The sequence below is a fragment of the Vibrio sp. 2033 genome (assembly GCF_033339735.1).
Map to the genome: position 1 here is coordinate 95151 of NZ_JAWOVC010000014.1, position 24483 is coordinate 119633.

Below are 24483 nucleotides of genomic sequence, written 5' to 3' on the forward strand. Positions count from 1 at the left end.
AAACTTAAATATCATTTCGTTATTTAAGTTTGGTTGTTTTGTTATACATTAGAATACAATTAAATAGATTTCGGCATCGTTTCGAGAACAAAATTAAATTTCCAAAATCATAAAAATGTATGTTTTATAGCCTAAAACGCCAAGCCAACGTGTTCAAGGAGCGAGATATAATCATAAAAAATACTGTTTTTGCAACAAGTATGAGTCTAAAAAACAACTGACCCGATGACTTCAAAGTCATGTAATTAATGTTTATAAAAGACAACAAATCTTTCACAAAAGGAAAGATATAGTCTTTATTTTTATAAATTAGAAAATTCTAATAAAAATGTAGTACTTAAAATTTTATCTGTTTATTTTTGGAACAAGAATCAAGTTTTCTTGTTTATTTCCCTCTAAAAATAAATAGTTCTTTTCTTTTTCCGCAACGAGCTCACCGTTTGAATAAAGCTTTCCAATAATCTTCATTTTTCCTTCACCAGCTTGAATTGGTGCAATTAAAAACGAATACTGCACAGGCAACTGAACGCCTTGGTAGCTCTGAGATGCCGATTTAAAACATTGATTATCAATAATTTTACATATTTCCACTTCAAGAGAAGTAATCGAAGGTGGAAAGTAGCCGTCGACAGAAACCCAACCATAGACTGATGCCTGACTCTGTGTATCAAAGCCATCCACCCCATTAACGGACACAGTCTGACTGCACCCACTCAGTATGAATAACCCAATAAAACCAGCCCATATAGAATTGTTCATTATGACCCCATAAACTTATTTTATATAATCTAGCTCATTTGAAATTCACACAATTCTTTATGTAAAAATATAAAAGATCAACTTATATTTATACTACAAGCGGACAATAAATCGCATTTTTCAACAACACGTAGTTAACATGGACTGTAATTTCAAAAGCAGTTTCTGCTCACTTTCATTCCTTCCTTAATTGAAGTTTATTAGAGAAAAATGATATTCATATATCTCATTGCCATTGAGATATGCATCTGAACACATTTACTTTTGCCTTTCTATTTCTCTCAACACATTTAAAAGCCAAAATATAATAACAACCGACTAATATTGATAAACATGAAGAGATACATCTAATATTTTCCTTGATAAAATTTCAAAAGGGACTATTCCTATGTCAGCACGCCAAACTATCGATGAGATTTTGCTAAAGTTTGCTCATCAAATAGGCTTGCCTGCACTGCATCTAACGGAAAATGAAGTAAGCTTAGCCTTTGATGATAATCTAAGGGTGCATATCATCTTTCATCCTGAATCGACAACTCTGCAGCTCGAAGCTGAGATTGTTGGCCTTCAAATTGTAAATTCCGATCTTTATCGTTCTTTTTTGGCCTTTAATTATCACTGGCCTGAGCACCAGTTATTTTTTAGTTTAGATAACCACCGACACGTCCTATGTTTAAACCGACTCATTAACATTAGGCGACTGGATTACGAATATTTTGAAACAGCTTTAGCAGAATTGCTGACGCACAGCGAGTCGTGGGAAGCGTTATTGTCTTCTCATGTAACTATTGATGAGGCACCACCGATGCCACAAACTTTAGACTTGAGAGTTTAGGTGTCTTTATGTCCAATGACATCCAATCCACATACACCAATTCATCGGTTCATGACGTTCAACAAGCGCAGCAAAGTGATGCAGTGCCGCAAGGAACGTTTCATGGCCGTAAAGTCACCCTACTCTCCTCATCAGAAAGCAGTCTGATGCGAACAAGCTCTAAAAGAGAGCTTGGTGAATGTTTAAATCAATTTGCCAGTCTCGAATCTTGCAATCGCGTTTTGGACTTTGATCCGCAACTCAACATTGACAAGCAAAACGCCGCCGTAGAAAAGCTTATGGAACGAAAAGTGGCGATAATTCAACGTTCCTGATATCACAATATAAGCAGGTTAAACATCTAAGTTAACCTTCAGCCGACAAGCTCACGCTAATAAAAAACCCCGAAGATTCGGGGTTTTGATTCATACTGCTTTTTCTTTATTAATTACTTAGTTTCACTAGAAGAAGCCTAACGGGTCGATGCTGTAGCTAATCAGCAAGTTCTTCGTGTTCTGGTAGTGATCCAGCATCATCTTGTGCGTTTCGCGCCCGATACCCGATTTTTTGTAACCACCGAACGCTGCGTGTGCAGGGTAAGCGTGGTAACAGTTAATCCAGATCCGGCCAGCTTCAATATTACGGCCCATACGATATGCAACGTTCGCATCACGTGTCCAAACACCTGCGCCTAAGCCATATTCAGTGTCGTTTGCGATTTCCAACGCTTCAGCCTCATCTTTGAATTTGGTGATAGCGATCACTGGGCCAAAGATTTCTTCTTGGAAGATTCGCATCTTGTTGTGGCCTTCCAACATGGTTGGCTGAATGTAGTACCCCTGGTTGATAGACTCTGGCTGTTCTGACACTCCACCACCAAAGACCACTTTTGCGCCTTCTTCACGGCCGATTTCCAGGTAACTTAAAATCTTATCAAACTGTTCTTGAGAAGCCTGAGCACCAACTTGAGTATCGGTATCGAGCGGATTACCTTGTTTAATCAGCTGTGCACGTTCCGTCAGTTTCTCTACAAACTTGTCATAAATCGCTTCATGAACCAGTACGCGAGATGGACAAGTACAAACTTCACCTTGGTTGAAGAAACCAAGTAACGTACCTTCGATACACTTATCAAGATACTCATCTTCGTAATCGAAGATATCTGAGAAGTAGATGTTTGGAGATTTACCACCTAACTCAACTGTCGATGGGATCAAGTTGTCTGCTGCACATTTCAGAATGTGGTTGCCAACTTGCGTAGACCCGGTAAACGCGAGTTTCGCAATGCGGTTGCTGGTTGCTAATGCTTGACCCGCTTCAGAACCATATCCGTTTACAACGTTGATGACACCAGGAGGAAGAAGGTCACCGATTTTTTCCATCAGAACCAGAATGGATGTTGGGGTTTGCTCTGCTGGCTTCAATACCACACAGCAACCCGCCGCTAGTGCCGGTGCTAGTTTCCAAGCCGCCATCAACATTGGGAAGTTCCACGGAATAATTTGACCAACCACACCAATCGGTTCTGGGAAGTGGTAGCTTGCGGTGTGCTCATCCAGTTCTGCCGCACTGCCTTCTTGTGCGCGAATACAGCCAGCGAAGTAACGGAAGTGATCCACTACTAAAGGTAAATCTGCCGCCAAGGTTTCGCGAACTGGTTTGCCGTTTTCCCAAGTTTCTGCAACAGCAAGCTCTTCTAGATGCTGCTCAATACGGTCAGCAATTTTCAGCAAGATGTTCGAACGTTCTGTCACGCTGGTTTTGGCCCATTTTGCTCTGATGTTGTGCGCGGCATCCAGTGCTAAATTAATATCTTCCTCGCCAGAGCGAGCAACTTTACAATACGCTTGTCCGTTGATTGGTGAGATATTGTCAAAGTACTCACCACCCGTTGGTTTTACCCATTCCCCACCGATAAAGTTATCGTAATGCGATTTAAAGTTAACAATGGCATTTTCACTACCTGGCTGTGCATAGATCATAACTCTTCCTTTTGTTTCTCGTTCAATGTGTTATTGCAGTGTCGTATCGCACTGTTCACAAAGAGCATTACGCAAGTCACACGCCAACTACGCCATACTTGTTGTTAATTAAATGTAAAACTATGATTACCAAGCGATAACAAACCAAGTGAGCGATGTTTGAGCGGATGTATGGTGTGAACACCAATGTTCAAGTGTTCCAAAATGGCACACCCTCACTGTGACAAAATGGTACAGTCATGGAACTTCAACATATTAGCGATAACAATTGGCTTTCAACTTCATGGGTCAGAAGTGAACAAGCGGGTTTAAAACAGCGTCGACGCCCTGAAGATATTCGAGTAACGCCAGCGACGCTCCAAGATAGGCGTCACCAACTCAATTTTTTGCTAGAGGCAGTCACTCAATTTGCGCTCCCTTTGTTTAATCAGCTATTTGCTCATAGCGACAGTCGCTTAATTTTGACGGATTCAGATGGTGTCATCATCGGCAGTTGGGGACAGCCTAGATTTCGTGAAAAGTTAACGGAAATCTCGCTAAGCTCTGGTGCATGCTGGCAAGAAAAGGTCAAAGGCACCAACGCGATTGGTACAGCCTTGGTTGAAGCAAAGCCCGTTTCTGTTATTGGTGATCAGCACTTTATCCAACACCATCGTTTTATTAGCTGTTCGGCTAATCCTATTTTCGATCATCTTGGTAACCTCATTGGCGTATTAGATATTACGAGCGAGCAAAAGAGACATGACTTCTCAACGCAAGTACTAGTACAAAACATGGTCCAGCAAGTGGAGAATCAACTACTTAACTTGATTCCACAAGGGCATATTCGTGTGGATTTAGCGTGCGAAAAAGGTTTACTGAATAGTGGTTGGCAAGGAATTATCATTGCAAATGAAGACGGACAAGTTTTGGCTCACAATCAAGTAGCCTCTCAACTTTTTGCGCAAAAAAGTATCATTGGGCAATCCTTAGACGACATTCTATCCACTCGGGGAAATGAGCACCCTTTCGTTTTCAAAACAAAACCGCTTACCGATAAAGATAGCAAGGTCAAGTCTCGTGCTGTAGCGGCGTCCAATGATCTTCATTATGGCGACTCCGCTGTTGAGCACTGTTGGCAGCAAGCTAATCGCGTCATCGATAAAGACATCAGTTTGTTGATTCTCGGAGAGACTGGTGTTGGCAAAAACGAGTTTGTAAAAGCACTCCATAAAAACAGCCAGAGAAAAACGGGACCGTTAGTTTCCGTCAACTGCGGAGCGCTACCAAAAGATCTGGTTGAATCTGAATTATTTGGCTACGTAGCCGGTGCCTTTACTGGCGCAAACAGCAAAGGCTATCAGGGAAAAATTCGCCAAGCACACAAAGGGATTTTGTTTCTAGATGAAATCGCGGATTTACCCTTGGAAGCTCAAAGCCGATTGCTCCATGTATTGCAAGATAAAACCGTGCTTCCCGTGGGTTCCAACCAAAGCATTCAAGTCGATACGCAAATCATTGCAGCCACGCATAAAGATCTGGAACATTTGGTCAGCGAAGGATTGTTCCGCCAAGATTTGTATTATCGCCTTAATGGCTTGATCATTGAGCTACCTCGCTTTGAGGAGCGTGAAGATAAACGACAACTGATTGAGAACATTCATCGGCGTCACGCCGAATCTGAACAACAGCTTTGCCCTCACCTACTTTCTCTGATGCTGTCTTACTCATGGCCAGGAAATTTGCGTGAACTCGATAGTTTAATCAAAGTATCCGCCTTAATGGCGCAAGGTGAAGAAATATTGGAACTCACACACGTCCCAGCCCACCTAAGTAAGAAACTCAGCCAAGCTCAAGAAGGGGCAGCATCCGCTGAACCAACTTCAGAACTGCGTGCAGCCGTCGAAGATAAGTTGCTCAAAACATATCAAGCCAATCAGGGGAACATTAGCAAAACGTCTCGTATGCTTGGTGTGAGCCGAAATACCATTTACAGAAAGTTGAAAAGCCTTGGCATATTAAGTTAATTCTACGACCTCAGATACAAAAAGAGCACCGTTGCGGTGCTCTTTCTCTTTGAAACCTAGCTTACAGGCCGCCTTGTTGTTGCGCCTGTTTTACTAATGCCTGACGTTGAGTTTCCTTCTCAGAGATCACTTGATTGTCCTTGTGCATTTCCTGTTCCAATTCTGCTGGAATGAAAACAAAGTACTTGTTAAGAGTCATCTTAGAACCTCAATTTGCTGTGTTAATTACCTTCTTGGTCGACGTAAACAAAACCAGAAAAACATGTTTTACTGGATCCTTGTTGCTAGTTTCAAAAAATAAAGGATGTTCATATAATAAACATCCTCCATGTGGGCGATAATTATAGGCGTAGTTTAAAGGCTTACCTAGCACTCTTTTTCACCTTTTGTGCAATCTGAGTTTCGATCGAAAAACGGATTTAGTTGCCCGTAATTACTAAGGTATTGTTAAAAAGAGAAAAAAGCTTTTACTGTAACTGACGACAGGGATGAGCTTACGAGTGTAGGTTCACTTGCAATTGTGTATCGTAGAGTTCGAATACGATAATAATAACGCTACATGCCCTTAATCTGCGTAGTTAAAAACTTTGAAGTGATAGACAACCGAAGTCATATCTATGCAACTCAGTTTAACGATTTGTCTACCAGTTCAATATTTCACCTTTTTTGAGAAATCTTTAGCCACTTTTTTGTGTGAAACGCCCCAAAAGAGCAGACAATTAAAAGTGTGGCATATGACCACAATTGTCTATTCCCACTTAGCTTCGGGAGGCGTTTATGAAAAGTAACAAACTTGGCCATGTGATGTCTTTCAGCAGGATGTTTTCCTTCATTGCATTCTTGACGGCCACATTCGCATGGATTCTCAGCATGTACGCCCTATTTACTGTTTCTTTAGTGGCTCTTGTGGTCAGTGCAATTCTCTACCTAAAAGACAGGTTTTATCAAAACAAGAAAACGACCACTGAAAAGAGCGCCTAGGCGCTCTTTTCTATTGGATGTCATTTCCGTGTGACTTGATATAGTTATCAACCCGTTCGAGTTCGTGAAAATAACCATACATACCAATACGATTAATTTCTGGTTCTATACAGTATTTTTCTTCTTTTACCATAGCTTCTACAAACACTCCGCTTGATGCAATTGTGAAAGGTGGACACGCTGAGTAACCATTACTTTCTGCAATATATTTCAATCGCCCAAATTCAAAAATTTGACCTGGAATAGCAACGATAAGGGACAAGACAATTGTTATAGTTATCACTTTAATCGGCACTTTGACTAACTGAGTCATTCGATCAAATAAAATATAGACCAATAATGTAGGGCATAAGAGTAAGCTTGCGATACTTAAAACATATGACGCATCAATGTAGAGCACTTGAAAACCACTACTGAGCTGAAGCGGTAGAGATTCGAAAACGAAATGATGATAAAGGCGATAGATAGAGTAAGTAATCAGTAATATGAACATAAGCAACACGAAAGCTGTGTGAAATGGATGCTTCTGTTGTGTCATTTCTATTACCTTATAGTTGAGGAGACGGCAGAGAGCGGCTTAGCTTCACTCTTCGAAGAAAAATATTAAACTGCTAGCAAATGCATGCTCTCCCATTTCTGAGAAGTGCGTGACGAATCAACGTTTAATGTAACTTTTAAATCTACCAATATCTTACAGACACAAAAAAGGATGCCACTTGGGCACCCTTTTGCTTTGATCAGCTTACTGACCGCGGATTAAACGTCGTAAGTTGTAGACGCTGTGTCGCCGCCTGTACCAGTCCAGTTAGTGTGGAAGAATTCACCACGTGGACGGTCAATACGCTCATAAGTGTGAGCACCGAAGTAGTCACGTTGAGCTTGAAGCAGGTTCGCTGGTAGACGAGCTGTTGTGTAACCGTCTAGGAAAGATAGCGCAGAAATCGTACATGGCATTGGGATACCAGATTCTAGAGATTTCGCTGCTACTTTACGCCATGCTGCTAGGCTGCCTTGTAGGATGTTTTTGAAGTACTCATCAGAACCTAGGAATGCGATGTCTGGGTTCGCTTCGTACGCATCACGGATGTTGCCTAGGAACGCAGAGCGGATGATACAACCACCACGCCACATTAGGGCTACGTTACCGTAGTTTAGGTCCCAACCGTTCTCGTTCGATGCTTCGCGCATTAGCATGAAGCCTTGAGCGTAAGAGATGATCTTAGAAGCTAGTAGCGCTTGACGTAGTGCATCAACCCACTCTTGCTTGTCGCCTTCAACAGGAGTGATTGTCTTACCGAATAGAGATTCAGCTTCAACACGTTGGTCTTTCAGTGCAGATAGACAACGAGAGAATACAGACTCAGAGATAAGTGTTAGTGGAATACCTAGGTCTAGTGCGTTGATACCAGTCCATTTACCAGTACCTTTTTGGCCTGCTGTGTCTAGGATCTTTTCAACGAGAGGCTCACCGTCTTCATCTTTGTAGCCAAGAATGTCAGCCGTGATTTCAACAAGGTAGCTGTCTAGCTCAGTCTTGTTCCAATCAGCGAATACTGCTTGCATCTCGTCTGCAGACATACCAAGACCGTCTTTCATGAACTGGTAAGCTTCTGTGATAAGCTGCATGTCACCGTATTCGATACCGTTGTGTACCATCTTAACGAAGTGACCAGCACCGTCGTTACCAACCCAGTCACAACATGGCTCACCAGCGTCAGTTTTCGCAGCGATACCTTGGAAGATAGGCTTAACCGCTTCCCATGCTTCAGCAGCACCGCCAGGCATGATAGATGGACCGAAGCGCGCACCTTCTTCACCACCAGATACACCAGTACCGATGAAGTGGATACCTTTTTCACGTAGTGCAGCAACACGACGGTTTGTATCTGGGTAGTTAGTGTTACCACCGTCAATAATGATGTCGCCTTTGTCTAGCAGAGGTACTAGCGCTTCGATGAACTTGTCTACAACGTCACCAGCGCGAACCATCAACATTACTTTACGCGGCGTTTCTAGCTTCTCTACTAGTTCTTCTAGAGAGTATGCACCGATGATGTTCGTGCCTTTTGCTGGACCTTCCAGGAACTCGTCTACTTTAGCAGCAGTACGGTTGTGAGCAACCACTTTAAAGCCGTGATCGTTCATGTTTAGGATAAGGTTTTGACCCATTACTGCTAGGCCAATTACACCGATATCACCTTTCATTGTTTCTCTCCAATTTTATTTCATCGACGAGCAGCGTCTTAAGCAATTTTTGCTGCCGCGTCTAAATCTAAATACCATTCCGTTAGGCCCGATTTCGCTTGAATCTTAGCCGCTGGGTATGGCAGTGCGTGTGCTGGTGAACTGTTAATTTCTTCAACAATGTCCGCTTTTCCTGCACCAAGCACTAAGTAACTAATGCGTTTCGCTGCTTCTAATACGCGTGCGGTTTTCGACACACGAAGTTGGCCCGATTCAGGATGCGACGCCACAAGAGATAGGTTCGCATCATCATAATTCGTTTGGCCAGGGAACAGAGAAGCTGTATGACCATCTGCACCAACGCCTAATAAGATCCAGTCAAACACAGGTGTGCCGTTTTCACTCGGGATCACCTTTGCCATCTCTTTTGCAAAGCGCTCTGCTTCTGCTTTAGGCTCATCTTCGCCACGGATGCGGTGAATGTTTTCCGCAGGAATATTTACTTGGCTAAACAACAACGTGTTCGCTTCACCGTAGTTGCTTTCTGCATCGTCAGGGGCAACACAACGTTCGTCACCCCACCAAAAGTGGAGGTTTTCCCATTGAATGGAGGTTGCGTAAGCCTCTGAAGCCAGTAGTTTAAACAGCATTTTAGGAGTGCTGCCGCCAGAAAGAGAGATGTGAACAGGTCTGCCCATTTCGCTAAACGCTTTCATATCGTTAGCTAGGCTTTCAACTACCTGTTCTGCTGTTTGGTAGATCTTATGGTTGATCATAGTTCACAGTAATCCGTATCTGTTAAGTTTTTACATGGGAAACGCCAAGCGCGACCATCACGCTGTAACAAGTCATCTGACTCTTTAGGTCCCCAAGTGCCGCATGCGTACCCGAAGAGGGATTGTGGATCTTGCTTAAAATCTAAGATTGGCTGTACGTATTGCCAACACGCTTCCACCGCATCACTACGTGCAAATAGCGTAGCATCACCATTCAAAGCATCAAGTAGAAGGCGCTCGTATGCCGTTAGCATTTGCGTTTCTTGCAGGTCAGCGTAATGGAAGTTCATTTTCACTTCCTTCGCTTCAAAGCCTGCGCCTGGCTCTTTCAAGCCAAAGCTCATTTGAATGCCTTCGTCTGGTTGAATACGAATGATCAGCTTGTTTTCTGGTGCGTTTTGACCAAACACAGGATGCGGTGTTTGTTTAAAGTGGATAACCACCTCAGTAACGCGTGTTGGAAGACGCTTACCAGTACGCACGTAAAATGGCACGCCATTCCAACGCCAGTTGTTGATGTACGCTTTCAAACCGATGTAAGTCTCTGTACGAGAATCGTCTGCAACTCCCGGCTCTTCACGGTAGCCGCGTAGGCTTTGCCCACGAACTTCAGACGCCGTGTATTGACCTAATACTAGGTCATTGCGCAGAGCGTTTTCGTCTAATGGCTTTAAGCATTGAAGCACTTTTACCACTTCATCACGCATCGAGTCTGCATTGATTTGCGCTGGTGGTTCCATACCTACCATTGCTAATACTTGTAGCAAGTGGTTTTGGAACATGTCGCGCACAGCGCCAGAGTTGTCGTAGTAACCACCACGCTCCTCTACGCCAAGGAATTCTGCGCCTGTGATTTCAACGTAATCAATGAAGTTACGGTTCCAAAGCGGCTCAAACATCGCATTAGAGAAACGAAGCACAAGTAGGTTTTGTACCGTTTCTTTACCTAAGTAATGGTCAATTCGGTAGATTTGATGCTCTTGGAAGTGCTCGTGAATTTCTTTGTCCAGAATACGCGCCGATTCAAGATCATAGCCGAATGGTTTCTCAATGATCAGGCGTTTCCAGCCATCCTCTTCACTGTTAAGACCATGTGCTGCAAGACTTGCAGGGATCACACTGTATAAACTTGGTGGGGTTGCTAAGTAAAAAAGCGTATTGCGTTGCTCGAATTGATATTCGTCCGCAAGTTGGTCTAAGCGAGAAGATAGCTTACCGTAATCTTGTGTGTCAGAAGTATTAATTGCTTGGTAGTGCAGATGGTTAATAAATGCATCAAGCGTTTCTGGCTCAGTCTTTTCCATTTCCTGAAGCGATTTTTTCAGCTTCGCGCGGTAAGACTCATCACTGTATTCAGTGCGACTTACACCCAGAATGGCAAAATTCTCTGGAAGCTGCTTGTTCGCGTAGAGGTGGTATAAAGCAGGAATGAGCTTACGGTACGTAAGGTCACCTGAAGCACCAAAAATAACGATGCTGCTGTTTTCTGGTATTACCATCATCTTTCCCTTAAAAACGAGGTACTTATTGTGTGCCCGGATACGGCTAGAGAATGAGCCAACCCTATCAATGGCACCTCAAAATAGAAAATTGGTCTTACCTATTACGTTGATAGGTAAAGTCTATGGGCCCAAAGAACCTCAAGAAGTTGCATTTCCGATTCTTGGAAACACGACGTATTGAGGTCATTTAAGTCACTTATGTCTCAAAAGTACACACTGTACTCGCTGGAGGAGAGTCCGACACGGGGCAATATTGTCTACGACTATTTGATTTACATCAACACTTGCCAGTGCAAACGTTTAAATAAGTTGCACAAAACGTCATAAGCGATTGTATTTTATTGATAAAAAAAGTTTCATCTGAACGCTCCAAAATTTAAGCAAAAACTCTAATGTGGGCAATAATTACTCATCCTTGCAATCCATTACAGTTTTATCGTGATCTGTGTTACTTACTTTTTATTTCATCATGCTATTGATAATGATACTCAATTAAAGATAATGAAATCACTATTAATGTGAAAGTAGAACGCCATGAAATCAAGCGCCATTAACCCACATCCCATAAACCGAATACAATCGGTGCTTGACTACATTCACACCAACTTAGACAGCACTCTGAGCGTAGATGAAATATCGAAAGCAAGTTGTTGGTCTCGCTGGCAACTGCAACGCGTATTTCAACAACACACTGGCGTATCCGTCGCTCACTATATCAGAGAGCTTAAACTTAGCCTTGCGGCTGAGCGCTTAGTCCATACTTCTGACCGCTCGTTAGATATAGCGATAGAAATGGGATTTACATCTGAACACGCATTTAGCCGAGCGTTCAGGAATATGTTTTCAAAAAGCCCACGCGAATATCGCAAAACGCAACAACTCTCCGGGTTGAGACAACCTTTAACGCTGCGTAAGACACCAGAGGAAGAGAAAAAACATCAGCGCTTTATTGAAGTTCGAATAGAAACAAAACCGGCTTTTGAACTTGCTGGTTATCATGAACCTATTCACGGATTGTTTTCCGCTACGCCCGATTTCCAATCCAAAGTACCGTCACTTTGGTCACGTCTTTATTCATCTGAAAACCTTAATAATTCGGAAAGTACTTACTTTGGCGTGATTGATGTGACGCAAGCGTATTCAAACAACCAACAACTTGAGTATTGGGCAGGTTATGAGTGTGGTCCAACAGCAAACGCACCAAGATCAACGAACTCTTCCAACTCGGGGTTAGACCTCTTGGCTGTTCCTGAGCAAACCTACGCCGTCATTACACACATAGGCAAAGCATCAGAGCTCGCCTCAACGCTGGAATGGTTTATTTTACATTGGCTACCCTACTCTAATTATCATGCTATCGATGGTTATGAGTTAGAGCTTTATCCAGAAGGTTATGATGTTGATAGCGAACAAGCACAAATGCAGTATTGGATTCCTGTCGAGCCAAGCGACGCGCTATCTTTAAAACCTAAGAACAGAAAAATAATTTCCAAAGATTAGTGTTTTGCACCAAATTGTTAACTTTTCCTATTTCTTCGAATATAGAATACAAATAACAATCATTATCAATAAATAGAAAAAGTAGTGGAATTTATAAATATGGAAAGTCCGATTCGATTTCATCGTTCAGCGGTTGCTATCGTCGTATCCGCATTGCTCACTGGCCACGCCAATGCGACTGAGAGCGTATCCCAACACGAAACGATTACGGTGCTAGGAGAAACATACCGAAACACCGCAACTAAAACCGTTTTAGAACCGGAGGAAACACCGCAAGCGATCACGGTAATCACTAAAGATGACATGGACCTGCGCGGCGTAAACTCGGTGAGCGAAGCATTGCGTTACGCGCCTGGCGTAAATACAGAATTGCGTGGCGGTGCCGTTTCCCGACTTGACCTATTCAATATTCGTGGTTTTATTAACTACACCAACTTTTATGATGGTCTTCCTTTGCTGTACAACGGTTGGAACCTTCAACCGCAGGTCGATTCCGTTGCTCTTGAGCAAATCGAGGTTTTTAAAGGGCCAACGTCTGTTCTTTACGGCAATATTCCACCAGGAGGTATGGTCAACATTATCGCCAAGGCGCCTCAGTCAACACCCTCACACTCTGTCTCGATTAGTACTGGGACTAACAACCTAAAAGAACTGACGTTCGACACCACAGGACAAATTGGTGATTCTAATGTGGATTACCGTATTGTAGGCCTAGCTAAACAGCGAGATGGTCAAGCCGATACGTCTGAAGACGAACGTTATGTACTCGCCCCATCTTTCAATTGGCAAGCGACAGAAAGCACATTAGTGAACGTGAATGTTTACTATCAAAATGATCCATCAGCAGGTATCTACACGACTGTGCCTGCGTCTGGCTCAGTGATTAAAAACCCACTTGGCTCGATGTCACCAAGCACTTATTTGGGGGATGAGGACTGGAACACTTACGAACGCGAAGTTCTGATGATGGGTTACAAAGTCCAACACGACTTTAACAACAATTGGCAATTTCTACAGAATGCCCGCTACATGACCGCCGATGCCTATCAGGAAAACACATATAACGGTGCACTTGAAGCGGATAACCGTACCGTTGGTCGAAATGCCTATTTAACCGATGAAAAGTCCAAATCCTTTGTGATTGACAACCAACTATCGGGCTACGTTAAAACAGGAAATTTTGAACATAACTTATTGTTCGGGCTTGATTATCAGTATCTAGATTCAGATGTAAAATACAAAGACACGCTTGGGTATTCGCTAACTCAGGACATTTTTAATCCTGACCACAACAGCATTGATCGTAATGCACTGAATTTCCAATACAAACAAAACTTAGATATCAAAACGAAGCAGATTGGCGTTTATTTCCAAGATCAAGTTCGTTACGACCAACTTGTAATGATTGCAGGTCTTCGTTGGGATAAATACGATTCAAATACAGACGCCGTTAGCGATTATCTAGGAGCAGTATCCAACAGCAAGGAAGAGTTAGACGATACCAACGTATCTTTCCGAGTCGGTGGTTTGTATGAGCTAGACTTTGGTCTCTCGCCATATCTTACTTACTCGGAAAGTTTTGAGCCAATTGCGGGTGCCGACTCTTCTGGTAAAGCATTTGAGCCATCAACCGGTCATCAATGGGAGTTAGGCTTTAAATACGCCCCATTATCTGGTGATATCTCAGGTAACTTAGCACTCTTCCATATTACGAAGAAAAACGCGATCTTGACCGATCCGAATAATCCATATGCACCGAACTATCAAGCGGGCGAAGTGGTATCACAAGGTATTGAACTTGAGGCGAAATGGCAAGCCACAGCACAAGCTGATTTCACTCTAGGCTATACATATACCGATATGGAGATTACCGAGGACAGTTATTACAACCAAGAAGGTAAAACGCCGGTTTGGGTACCTGAGCAAACGGCCTCTCTATGGGCAAATTACTTCTTTGAAGGAAATCTTTCAGGCCTTCGTACCAGTGCTGGCGTTCGCTATGTCGGAGAAGCACAAATTGATGCACAGAATAGTCAAAAAGTACCGGACTACACCTTGTTTGATTTGGCAGCAAGTTACGATTTCTCAACGGTATCTGAATCAATGAAAGGGGCTAGCGTCACGCTTTCTGCAAGCAATCTATTCGATAAAGAATACTATTCTTGTTACGACAAAAATAACTGTTGGTTTGGCGCTGAGCGCTCTATCGAAGCGAAGTTAGAATACAACTTCTAACCTCTTAGAGCGGAACAGCAGTAATTTGTAAAGCGATGGTTTCTACAATAAGCCATCGCTTTTTATTTTGCATAGAGCATCAATATAAACGCTACCGTGTCACTTTTTTATAGCACCTTTCTGGCCTACCAACAGAGCCATAGTTTAAATCAGCCTCTAGTTCACCAGTGCTGATAAGATACTCCAAATAGCGCCTCGCCGTTGTTCGGCTCGCGCCGATCTTTTCGCCTGCCTCATCAGCGGTCAGCGCACTGCCATTTGGGAACAACTCCCTGATCTTGTCTAGGGTTACACCATCAATCCCTTTTGGTAATCGGTTCGGCAAGTTGTCTTGATTGGCGTGAGACTGCAGCATTTTATCAACGAGGTTCTGATCCAAACTCTCTACGATGTCTAGTTGTTGGCGTTGGGACACATACTTTTTCAGTGCGGCATCTAAGCGTGGAAACATCACTGGTTTTAACAGGTAATCGACAACGCCACCCCTCATCGCCTGTTGTAATGTATCGACATCCCTTGCGGCTGTAATCAAAATGACATCACACGTTTGGTTACTTGCACGCAGTGTATTTAGTATCTCAAGCCCTGTGCCATCGGGAAGATAGACATCCATCAATAGTAAATCTGGCTTAAGAATGTCGAGTTGCATTTCTGCTTCCATTCTCGTGGTCGCAATTCCAACCACTTCCAAACCTGTCAGTTGGCTTAAGTATTTGTGGTGCAGCTCAGCAATAGCCAGATCATCTTCAATGATCATTACGCGAGTCGCCATACTCATAATTGTTCTTCCTTGGGTAAGTACACCGTTATTCTTGTCCCATAATTTGTATTGGGTATCATCTCAACATGGCCGTGATATCGAGTAGCAAGCTGATTGACAAGGTGTAACCCAACACCTCGATTTTGACGAGATTTCGTCGAAACGCCTTTTGTAAATAATGTTTGTGGATCCATTGTTTTTGGGAGGCCACAGCCATGATCTATCACCTCAAGTATCACTTCATTTCCGTAATCGCTAACGGACACATCAATGTTTCTGCGTTCTGACGCAACATTTGATTCATCGCGAATTGAAGTTAACGTGGCATCGAAAGCGTTATCAATCAAATTACCCAAAATTGTGACTAGGTCTTCCGAATTTAGCCACTCAGGCAGGGGCTCCAGACGACTGCCTTCCTCAACCACCAGTTGTAAGCCTAACTCGCGAGCACGTTCAGTTTTTCCAAGCAACATACCTGCAATTAGCGGGTCTTTAACGGTATCTCTTAAAAACTCAATCATTGCCTGATAGTGTGCGGTTTCTTGTCCAATTAACTTTTGCACCGCATCAAGTTCACCCATTTGTACGAGCCCACTAATGGTGTTGAGCTTATTGCGATGCTCATGGGTCTGCGAACGTAACAAATCTGCATACTCCTTGGTTTGTGATAGCTGCTCGGTTAGATCATTGATTTCATCCCTTAAACGGAAACTCGATACCGCCCCCACGATTTTTCCATCAACATAAATTGGAGAGCGATTTGCAATCAGGCGCTTATGATTAAGGAATATTTCAATATCATGATCTTCCTGCCCGCTTTCTAACACTGTATATAGATCGCTATCACGCAGCGTGTCAGTCAAAGGTTTATTGAGCGCTGATTCTCTATCAATACCGAGAATCTGGCAGGCACTACGATTTATCGAGCGAAGTATCCCTTGGGCATCAATGCTTAACACGCCCTCTTTGATGGTGCTCATCGTCACTTCTAATTCGCCGTACAACCGCCCTATCTCTTCAGGCTCAAAGCCTAAAATGGCGCGCTGAAACTTTCTCGACGCATAATTGGATACAATGGCATTAGCGACGACAACTACGATGACCATTAAAATCAAAAAGGCCAAAAATGGTTCGATGCGGTCTTGCAGTCGGTCGAGCAAATAGCCAACCGAAACCACACCAATGATGTTCCCTTGCTCGTCAAAAATCGCAGCTTTACCACGAACTGAATAACCTAACGAGCCCTGTGCCGTCGAAACATAAGACAATCCCCGTTCTAGCGCTCGACGATTGTCGCCACCTCTCATTGGCTTGCCCAACCGCTCATCAACAGGGTGGATTAAGCGTACTCCCTTATGGTCGCCAATAACGATGAAAGCAGCACCTATGGCTTCGGTTAATTCTCTAAAGCGAAGTTGGTATGGCTGGGGGTTTTGGGTTTCGATCATTTCACGAACAACCGCTGAGTTCGCTAAAAAACGGGCAACACCCAGTGCTTTTTCTCCCATTTCTTGCTCTTGATTGATTTTGAGATAAGTGAACCCCGCGGCGACAAGCAATAACAGCTCTATCAACCCCGATAGCGTCATGATAATGAGCATCCGCTTACGAAAGCTGATGGTTTTCCAACTCATTGATACATCCTTGTGATTCACTCTTGAGCGTAACGTTAACACTCAGTTAACAGCATGACGTTGTCGCGGTGATAAATCTGTGAGGAAGGCAAACAAACCGCAGAGTTTACGGTTAATTAATCGACGAGCTGAAACATAAAATTACAACCATTCACCAAATTTAGCATTCCTCTCTGATACTCAATTCCATACATAAATTGCCCTTAAAATCATGATCGCGATCACATCGATTTTAGCGGTTTTTGAGGCGTTTTTAGACTTTACAACGTATAATTTTTAATCAACGAAACCAATGAGAGTTTCGGTTTGAAAGCAGTGAAGCTGGAAGTCTATTAAAAGCTCAACATTGATGTCAGTGGTTTGGACAAAAATAAAACAAAACACAAATACTGACTATATGACAAACACTTAGACACCATCTGAAAACTGGAAAACTATAAACAGAGGTGCATTTATAGTTAGAAGGAACACCAAACATGGAACGCGATACCTTTGGAATATGCCTGAATAAGGCGATGCTGTCAGAGAATATGTATTCAACATTTACACACGTCAGGGCTTATGAAAAAAACGGAGGCGGTACTTCTGATCTCAAAGTCCTGTTATCGTTCCCTCAAATGAGTGGAAAAGATCTATTGAATACGATGCGAGGTTCTCGTCAGCTCGAGTGGAGAGCGGAGTTTCACTGTCCATATACGAAATAAATTTGTAACATCTCCCGCGCCCAGCACAAATATGACTGGGCGCATACTACTGCCCAATTTTCCCTCCTACTTAACACGCAGTTACGAATCCTTTATATTAGAGCTAATACTCTACGACAAAGCAGCCATTATGAAAAAAACAGGAAAGTTTTGGATACTGGGCTTACTTAGCAGCTCGATTTCCCTTGCCTGTCATGCGGCACCGATCACTTTTGATACCGCATGGCAGCTATTGCTAGAAAACAACTATTCTCTTAAAGCTCAACGCTCAAACGTCGAGAACTACCAATACCAAGAGAGTGCCACCAGCAATCTCAACTTACCTCAAGTTACCATTGGCGCGAATTACACGCGTTTAGATACCGATATCACGCTTTCGGGAAAACAGATTCTAGACAGCACAGGAGCACACATTAACGTACCTCCTGCTTTTCAGCCTATTTTTGGTGCCTTAGCTAATACCACTTCGACCATAACCGAGCGCGATATTTTCTCTTCGTCTATTCGTGCCATTTGGCCAATTTTTACTGGTGGTAGAATTTCTGCGGCTCAATCAGCAGCAGAAGGCAAAACGGATGAGGCGAAAAGTCAGCTTTTAATGGAACAACAAGCGCGTTTTGAAGATTTATCGAAGTACTACTTTTCTGTCGTACTGGCAAAGGAAGTACTCGCAACGCGGCAAGCGGTTGAAGCTGGGCTAAAAAAGCATCGAGATTTTGCCATTAAGCTTGAAGAGCAAGGACAAATCGCGCACGTTGAGCGCCTGCAAGCCGAGGCTTCTTTAGATAAAGCATCCGTAGAAACACGTAAAGCTGCCAGCGATTTGAGTATCGCTCAGGCTGCATTAGGTAAATTACTCGCACAAGATGACGCCGTAGAGCCCGCTGAATCTTTGTTTATCAACGACAGTCTTCCCCCTCTTAGCGCTTTTGTCGATCAAACGTTGCTTACCTATCCGGGGTTAGAACTTCTGAGCGCTAAACACAAACAAGCCTCTAGCTTAATCAAAGCAGAAAAAGGGAAATACTACCCTGAAGTTTATCTTTACGGCGACTACAGCTTGTATGAAGACGATTCTCTCGCAAGCCAAATGAAGCCTGACTGGTTAGTTGGTGTTGGTGTCAGCATTCCACTGATTGAATCATCAGGGCGAAGCGAAAAAGTCAAAGCCGCTCAAAGCGTCGTCTCGCAGGTCGACTCATTAAAGTCCCAAGCCAAACAAGACTTATCGCTGTTAGTCCAAAAGACATACTTGGAGGCTCAGCAAGCCATTGATGAAGTACAAGGGCTCGCATCTAGCATTGAACTCGCTAACGAAAACCTGCGCTTGCGTGAAAAAGCATTTACTCAGGGTCTGTCGTCTTCTCTGGATGTTGTGGATGCACAACTTTATGTCGCGAGTATAGAAACACAACGTTCAGCGGCGCGTTTCCGCTATTTAATATCTTTAACCAAGCTACTCGCATTGAGCAGTGAAATGAACAGCTTCGAACAATATCAAAATACCGCTTATATCCCTGCTTCAACATCCAAAGAGGTGAAATAAATCATGGCAGCTAAATCACTAAAACCCGTTTTACTCTCACTTTGTGCTTTGGGTGTTGCCTCTTGGGTTGGGTATCAATTTTACCAAGCCTATCAACCAGAACCGATCCGCTTACAGGGATTAATTGAAGCCCAGCAATACAGCATTTCCTCAAAAGTCCCAGGGCGTATTGATGAGGTCATGGTACGTAAAGGCGACGATGTAGAGAAAGGTCAGCTTATTTTTACCCTTCATAGTCCTGAAATTGAAGCGAAGTTAGAACAAGCAAAAGCAGGTGAAAAAGCGGCGGACGCCTTAGCTCAAGAAGCTGAGAAAGGCGCACGTGAGCAACAAATCCAAGCAGCAAAAGATCAGTGGATGAAAGCCAAAGTCGCTGCGAATTTAATGGAAAAAACCTACAATCGTGTGAATAACCTTTATAACGATGGCGTGGTTGCAGAACAAAAACGCGATGAAGCTTTAACTCAGTGGCAAGCAGCGAAATACACAGAAAGTGCCGCGTTTCAAATGTACGAAATGGCAAAAGAAGGCGCTAGAAGTGAAACCAAAGTGGCTGCGGCGGAAAAAGCGCGCATGGCATCAGGTGCCGTAGCCGAAGTAGAAGCGTACGCGAAAGATACTCAGATCTACAGCTGGTTTGACGGCGAAGTCTCTCAAGTTCTACTTCAAAGTGGTGAATTAGCACCTCAGGGCTTCCCGGTTGTTACTGTGATAGATACAGAAGATGCCTGGGCGACACTTAATGTGCGTGAAGATTACCTTCAACACTTTAAAAAAGGAGCAACCTTTGATGCCTATTTGCCTGCCTTAAACAAAAATGTTGAGTTCAAAGTAACGCATGTTGCCGTTATGGGTGACTTTGCAACGTGGAGAGCAACCGATGCTTCTCAAGGTTTTGATCTTCGTACCTTTGAAGTAGAAGCTCGTCCAGCTCAACCCGAACCTGAACTGCGTATGGGAATGAGTGTTGTCGTTGAACTTTAATCACAACCACTAGGTTAATGCTATGACGATTAAGATTTCACAGCGGCATATCTTACGACGAGACAAGTGGTTGCTTTCGTGCCTTACTTGGATACCGATTTTGCTCGCGATGATGATTTGGGGAGTGTTCTCTGCGGGCATTGCCCGGGATCTGCCAATCGGTGTGGTTGATCTACAACATTCCCAACTTTCTCGAAAGCTCATTCAATCTTTGGATGCGTCGTCGAGTCTGGCTGTCAACTATCACTACACCAGTGCAAGCGAAGCAAAAAATGCGATGATTGAAGGCGATATCTACGCTTACGCGGTCATCCCATCTAAGTTCGACCAAGATATTCTCCAACACCGCCAACCTCAACTTTCTGTCTTTTACAACAGTCAGTACATTTTGGTAGCGAAACTGATCAACTCTGCCGTTGCGCAAGCACAAGGCTATTTCGACGCTCAGGTTGAAGTAATGGGAAACTTGGCTAAGGGTAACACCACAACGTTAGCAGCGGCTGGACAAGCTGTACCCGTGTCGACACAAATAACCGCATTATTTAACCGTAACAATAACTACGCACAATTTTTGGTAACGGCTATCGTGCCAGCCATTTGGCAAATATGTATTGTAGTAAGCACTATTTTGATTCTTGCCGCGCACTTTCGCATTTATGGTGGAAAGAATGGCTTTGCATTTTTGGGCGAAAAGCCATACGCCAGGCTCACTACCTTATTAAGTCAGTACATTCCGGTCTTTATGGCGCAAGGTGCGTTGTTCTTGTACTGGTTTTATTCCGTGCTTGATTGGCCAATGGAAGGCAGTTTTGTGGTTATGCTATTAGCACAATTGGCGACGGTTATCGCCTGTATCATTATGGGAGCGTTGTTCTTCTTCTTGTCGATGGATCCTGCACGTGCGATGAGTTTTGCTGGCGCATTTACGGCTCCAAGCTTCGCGTTCATGGGAATTACATTCCCAGTTTCTGACATGAACACGCTCGCTTATGCATGGCGTTCATTATTGCCGATTACCCATTACATTGAAGTACAAGTGAGTCAAGCAAGCTATGGAGCATCGGCCGCGCAATCTTTAAGCTCGCTATGGCCTATGATTGGTTACGTTATGCCTCTGCTCATTACCGCAGCCTTGATGGGTAAACGTCGAACAGCTTCATCAACACGCCAAGCGAAGGAGGCGGTATGACATTGTGGCAACTGATTAAAGCGGAACTTAAGGCCGTTCTAACCAATCCAGTCGTTACGTTGACCGTGTTTGGTGGTGTCGTATTTTACTCGTTTTTATACCCTTTGCCTTATGCACAACAAACGCCTCGTGAACAACCAATCGCGATTGTTAATCTAGATGGTAGTCAGACGAGTTTAAAGCTGGAACGTATGGTTGATGCCACCCCACAAGTCAACGTAGTCACTCGACTTCATACGATTGCCGATGCAAAGCAAGCATTTTTACAACGAGAGATCACCGGTTTTTTAGTCATACCAGAACACTTTTACAAAGACCTAATGCTAGGTAAAAGCCCGACTCTGGCCTACGCTGCGGACGCCTCGTATTTTCTCGTGTACGGAACCGTGGTAGAAGGATTGGCCCAAGCGGGAGGCACATTAGGGGCCCAAGTGAAAGTCAGTAAAATGGTGATAGATGGTGTGCCCATGAGTATGGCTAGCCATAATTACTCTGCTATTAAGCTTAATATGAAACCGACGTTCAACCCAACCATGGGTTACATCGAATACGTAGTTCCGGCAGTATTTGTTCTGATTTTACAACAAACGTTGATCATGGCGGTTGGATTGCAAACGGGAACACAGCGTCATGGTCGTGGCTATTGGTCACAAGTATCAACGGGATCGCTGCTGCTTGTGAGAACGTTAGTATTTGTGGCAATTTATTATTTACTCGGCGCCTATTATTTTGGTTTTAGCTTCGAACGCTTAAACGTAAACCATATCGCCAACGCGGGCGAATTGCTGGCTATGTTGTTACCGTTCTTTTTAGGTTGTTGCGGACTAGGCTTCTGGCTAGGTTACTTATTACCTCGGCGTGAACTTGTCACCTTAGTCGTCTTAGTGAGCTCTATGCCGCTCATTTTCTTGGCTGGTTTTATTTGGCCGATTGAAGCCATACCTACTCCCTTACTATGGATTGCTGATTTAAGCCCAAGCACTTGGGCGATCAAAGCTTTCTTAGCGCTAAACCAAATGGGGGCAACCTGGCAACAAGTCGCTCTACATTGGACGGCACTTTGGTCACTCACTGTGCTTTGGGGTAGCGTTGCGTACTGGATTGCTAAGCGAAGTAACAAGCCAGTTGTAACAGAGAGCTTGGGGTGACAGCTGACATTTTCTATTACTATAAAAAAAGCCGGGTAACTAAACCCGGCTGAAAATCTGCGTCCTTGCAGCGGACATATGGTAAAAACACTTTTTGCTCTGGGCTTACCCATTGAGCGAGATTAGATTAAGCCAAAAACTATGGACTCCATACTCTCATATAGAGGGTTATATCCTTCCAATAGACATTAGTCTTCGCTAGAAAGATAACGTTTTTCAGACACAAAAAAACAAGACTCACATTGAGTCTTGTTGTTGATAGGGATGAGCAGGATACATGTCGCCGCTAAGTCATATCACGGATTATTTTCTCTCGGTATTCTGTAACGACCTTCATGATTGAATTTTTTACATCACCAACTTGCTTAGAGGGTTGGCACCATAGGCCAAAACCAAACTTAAAACCTTCCAATAATTCAGAAGCTTCCACTGGCTCTATATGATTATTAGAAAACTCCGAATGGGCAAACGTTCTGGGGAGAATCGCCCATCCTAAACCTGCTTCAACCATTTTCACTACAAGGGCCAATTGGTCGACCTCTTCATGGTTCGAACTTACGATGACTTTTTCGCCCATTCCCTCTTCAATAAGAGACCGCAGTACAAATTGTTTACTATTCCTCAAGGCTGTCAATACTCGATCTGGTGCCATAGAAGCGAGTTCACCACCTTTCTGGACGAAAGGAACAAATTCAAAATGACCTAAAAACGTCGCATCCAGACTATGTATTGCTCGACTATCATGCACATTGACAATACCGAATTGATAATCACCATTCTGTAAACCCTCTTTAATTTCGTTGCGATTACGAACAAGAAAGTTAACTCGCATCATCGGAAAATCTGCTGCTAATTGAATACGAAGCAATACAAGAAAACGGTGTGGTATAGCGCTTGAATAGGCGATACTAACATTCTCTAACCCACCGTAAGCTAGACTTAATGCGACTTTATCGAAAGTACGTGCTTGTTCGATGGTTTGCTTAGCATAGTGGTAAAGAAGATGACCATCTTCTGTCGGTTCTACCGAGCGCCCCACTCGCTCAAACAGGTTGACCGCCAGTTGATCTTCAAGATTGGTAATCACCTGCCCTATTGTGGTTCGGTGCTTATTGAGTTTGACCGCCGCCTTACTAAACGAAAGCTGTTCATAAACGGTTACGAACGCGAGAAGTTGTTCAAAACTAAAATTCATAGGTTGTGCTTACTTTTTAGAGTTATCTAATTAAATTACCACAAGATCGTAGAATTGCTACTTGGTAACGGAAACAATCTGCGTTTGAATTCCTTCTCGACGACACAAAAAAACCTACTAGCTTCAGTAGGTTTTCTCTAACTTAGTTGTACTCAACGACACGAGCTAAATAGTTGAATTCTCCTGAGTCACCATGGTAATCGCGGTAGACATCGACACTGAAATATTTAGGTTGATCAGCGTAAATGTGGTCAACGACTTTTTGCTCAAGTGACTCCAACGTTTCACCGGCCTGAGAGTACACGAACTGCTTGTTCACTTTTTCCAATTTACGTTGTTTCGCTTCTTTGTGTGACACATAGTTGTTGATCTCTTCCCACTTTCCCACGAACTCGACCGCCACGTAACTCGAGTTCTCGTCAATCATGATAAAGGCTGCACCTTCTTCTTTGATTGCAGACAGTTGCTGCATATCACTATCCACTTTTTGCTGGTCAAGATGGGCTCCACTTTGGGCGAATGCAGTCGCGGAAGCGGTAAGCATCATGAGTGTAAGAACGGCTTTTTTCATTGTATCGTTTTCC

Annotated in this window: 22 protein-coding genes; 11 read left to right on the forward strand and 11 right to left on the reverse strand. The window is 43.5% G+C overall.

All coding sequences use genetic code 11. The features are described 5' to 3' along the window. Positions 1–345: 345 nt before the first annotated feature. The gene (locus R7P74_RS17350) at positions 346–759 is read right to left on the reverse strand and encodes a YscW family type III secretion system pilotin (protein WP_017821348.1); all 414 of its coding nucleotides are present in this window, start codon (positions 757–759) and stop codon (positions 346–348) included. Between the two features lie 388 nt (positions 760–1147). On the opposite strand from R7P74_RS17350, the gene exsC reads away from it, so the two are divergent. Continuing rightward, positions 1148–1594 (forward strand): type III secretion system regulatory chaperone ExsC, encoded by a 447-nt coding sequence (gene exsC, locus R7P74_RS17355; RefSeq protein WP_005377174.1) that lies wholly within the window; start codon positions 1148–1150, stop codon positions 1592–1594. Between the two features lie 8 nt (positions 1595–1602). Next, positions 1603–1908 (forward strand): T3SS regulon translocated regulator ExsE2, encoded by a 306-nt coding sequence (gene exsE2 / locus R7P74_RS17360; RefSeq protein WP_017821350.1) that lies wholly within the window; start codon positions 1603–1605, stop codon positions 1906–1908. A gap of 126 nt (positions 1909–2034) precedes the next feature. Here the strand turns inward: exsE2 and exaC are convergent, their stop codons facing one another. Then, positions 2035–3555 (reverse strand): acetaldehyde dehydrogenase ExaC, encoded by a 1521-nt coding sequence (exaC, locus tag R7P74_RS17365; protein WP_005377169.1) that lies wholly within the window; start codon positions 3553–3555, stop codon positions 2035–2037. Positions 3556–3794: 239 nt separating this feature from the next. Between exaC and R7P74_RS17370 the strand changes: the two genes are divergently transcribed. After that, positions 3795–5561, forward strand: a complete 1767-nt coding sequence (locus R7P74_RS17370; RefSeq protein ID WP_213895609.1) for a sigma-54-dependent Fis family transcriptional regulator — start codon at positions 3795–3797, stop codon at positions 5559–5561. 61 nt (positions 5562–5622) lie between these two features. On the opposite strand, the gene R7P74_RS17375 is transcribed toward R7P74_RS17370, so the two are convergent. Beyond that, complete coding sequence (locus tag R7P74_RS17375) at positions 5623–5760, reverse strand: hypothetical protein (RefSeq protein ID WP_005377165.1); 138 nt, start codon at positions 5758–5760, stop codon at positions 5623–5625. A gap of 578 nt (positions 5761–6338) precedes the next feature. Here R7P74_RS17375 and R7P74_RS17380 point away from each other — a divergent pair. Beyond that, entirely contained in the window at positions 6339–6542 is a 204-nt protein-coding gene (locus R7P74_RS17380; RefSeq protein WP_005377162.1) for a hypothetical protein, read from the forward strand. A 10-nt stretch (positions 6543–6552) separates the two neighbouring features. On the opposite strand, the gene R7P74_RS17385 is transcribed toward R7P74_RS17380, so the two are convergent. The 4 genes from R7P74_RS17385 to zwf all read right to left on the reverse strand — a co-directional run bounded on the left by R7P74_RS17385 (position 6553) and on the right by zwf (position 11001). Then, positions 6553–7080 (reverse strand): hypothetical protein, encoded by a 528-nt coding sequence (locus R7P74_RS17385; protein ID WP_225474005.1) that lies wholly within the window; start codon positions 7078–7080, stop codon positions 6553–6555. Between the two features lie 218 nt (positions 7081–7298). Next, on the reverse strand, positions 7299–8747 hold the full coding sequence (gene gnd / locus R7P74_RS17390) for a decarboxylating NADP(+)-dependent phosphogluconate dehydrogenase (RefSeq protein WP_005377160.1): 1449 nt from the start codon (positions 8745–8747) through the stop codon (positions 7299–7301). Between the two features lie 38 nt (positions 8748–8785). Beyond that, a complete protein-coding gene (pgl, locus tag R7P74_RS17395; protein ID WP_137282066.1) occupies positions 8786–9502 on the reverse strand; it encodes a 6-phosphogluconolactonase in 717 nt (238 codons plus the stop codon). Then, positions 9499–11001: a glucose-6-phosphate dehydrogenase gene (gene zwf, locus R7P74_RS17400; RefSeq protein WP_017634563.1), complete on the reverse strand. Its 1503-nt coding sequence runs from the start codon at positions 10999–11001 to the stop codon at positions 9499–9501. The genes pgl and zwf overlap by 4 nt, the downstream gene beginning before the upstream one ends. Positions 11002–11538: 537 nt before the next feature. On the opposite strand from zwf, the gene R7P74_RS17405 reads away from it, so the two are divergent. Both R7P74_RS17405 and R7P74_RS17410 read left to right on the forward strand, forming a co-directional pair. Continuing rightward, on the forward strand, positions 11539–12504 hold the full coding sequence (locus R7P74_RS17405) for a helix-turn-helix domain-containing protein (protein ID WP_262634448.1): 966 nt from the start codon (positions 11539–11541) through the stop codon (positions 12502–12504). 99 nt (positions 12505–12603) lie between these two features. Beyond that, positions 12604–14739, forward strand: coding sequence for a TonB-dependent siderophore receptor (locus R7P74_RS17410; protein WP_262634449.1), 2136 nt, complete (start codon positions 12604–12606; stop codon positions 14737–14739). 91 nt (positions 14740–14830) lie between these two features. On the opposite strand, the gene R7P74_RS17415 is transcribed toward R7P74_RS17410, so the two are convergent. Continuing rightward, positions 14831–15517 carry a response regulator gene (locus R7P74_RS17415; protein WP_005377133.1) on the reverse strand — a complete coding sequence of 229 codons (687 nt, stop codon included), beginning with the start codon at positions 15515–15517 and terminating at the stop codon, positions 14831–14833. Next, positions 15514–17133, reverse strand: a complete 1620-nt coding sequence (locus tag R7P74_RS17420; RefSeq protein ID WP_225474001.1) for an ATP-binding protein — start codon at positions 17131–17133, stop codon at positions 15514–15516. Before R7P74_RS17420 ends, R7P74_RS17415 begins: the two co-directional genes overlap by 4 nt. Before the next feature lie 476 nt (positions 17134–17609). Between R7P74_RS17420 and R7P74_RS17425 the strand changes: the two genes are divergently transcribed. From R7P74_RS17425 to R7P74_RS17445, 5 genes are all read left to right on the forward strand, one after another. Further along, the gene (locus R7P74_RS17425; RefSeq protein ID WP_005377125.1) at positions 17610–17837 is read left to right on the forward strand and encodes a hypothetical protein; all 228 of its coding nucleotides are present in this window, start codon (positions 17610–17612) and stop codon (positions 17835–17837) included. 130 nt (positions 17838–17967) lie between these two features. Continuing rightward, positions 17968–19383 (forward strand): TolC family protein, encoded by a 1416-nt coding sequence (locus R7P74_RS17430; protein WP_053306992.1) that lies wholly within the window; start codon positions 17968–17970, stop codon positions 19381–19383. 3 nt (positions 19384–19386) lie between these two features. Continuing rightward, a complete protein-coding gene (locus tag R7P74_RS17435) occupies positions 19387–20367 on the forward strand; it encodes an HlyD family secretion protein (protein ID WP_318123009.1) in 981 nt (326 codons plus the stop codon). 22 nt (positions 20368–20389) lie between these two features. Then, complete coding sequence (locus R7P74_RS17440) at positions 20390–21556, forward strand: ABC transporter permease (RefSeq protein WP_318123011.1); 1167 nt, start codon at positions 20390–20392, stop codon at positions 21554–21556. Then, positions 21553–22704, forward strand: a complete 1152-nt coding sequence (locus R7P74_RS17445; protein WP_213911270.1) for an ABC transporter permease — start codon at positions 21553–21555, stop codon at positions 22702–22704. The genes R7P74_RS17440 and R7P74_RS17445 overlap by 4 nt, the downstream gene beginning before the upstream one ends. A 286-nt stretch (positions 22705–22990) precedes the next feature. Here the strand turns inward: R7P74_RS17445 and R7P74_RS17450 are convergent, their stop codons facing one another. Together R7P74_RS17450 and R7P74_RS17455 are read right to left on the reverse strand one after the other, a co-directional pair. Next, positions 22991–23899 (reverse strand): LysR family transcriptional regulator, encoded by a 909-nt coding sequence (locus R7P74_RS17450; RefSeq protein WP_017634569.1) that lies wholly within the window; start codon positions 23897–23899, stop codon positions 22991–22993. Positions 23900–24041: 142 nt separating this feature from the next. Then, positions 24042–24470, reverse strand: a complete 429-nt coding sequence (locus tag R7P74_RS17455) for a hypothetical protein (RefSeq protein ID WP_213899517.1) — start codon at positions 24468–24470, stop codon at positions 24042–24044. Positions 24471–24483: the final 13 nt, after the last annotated feature.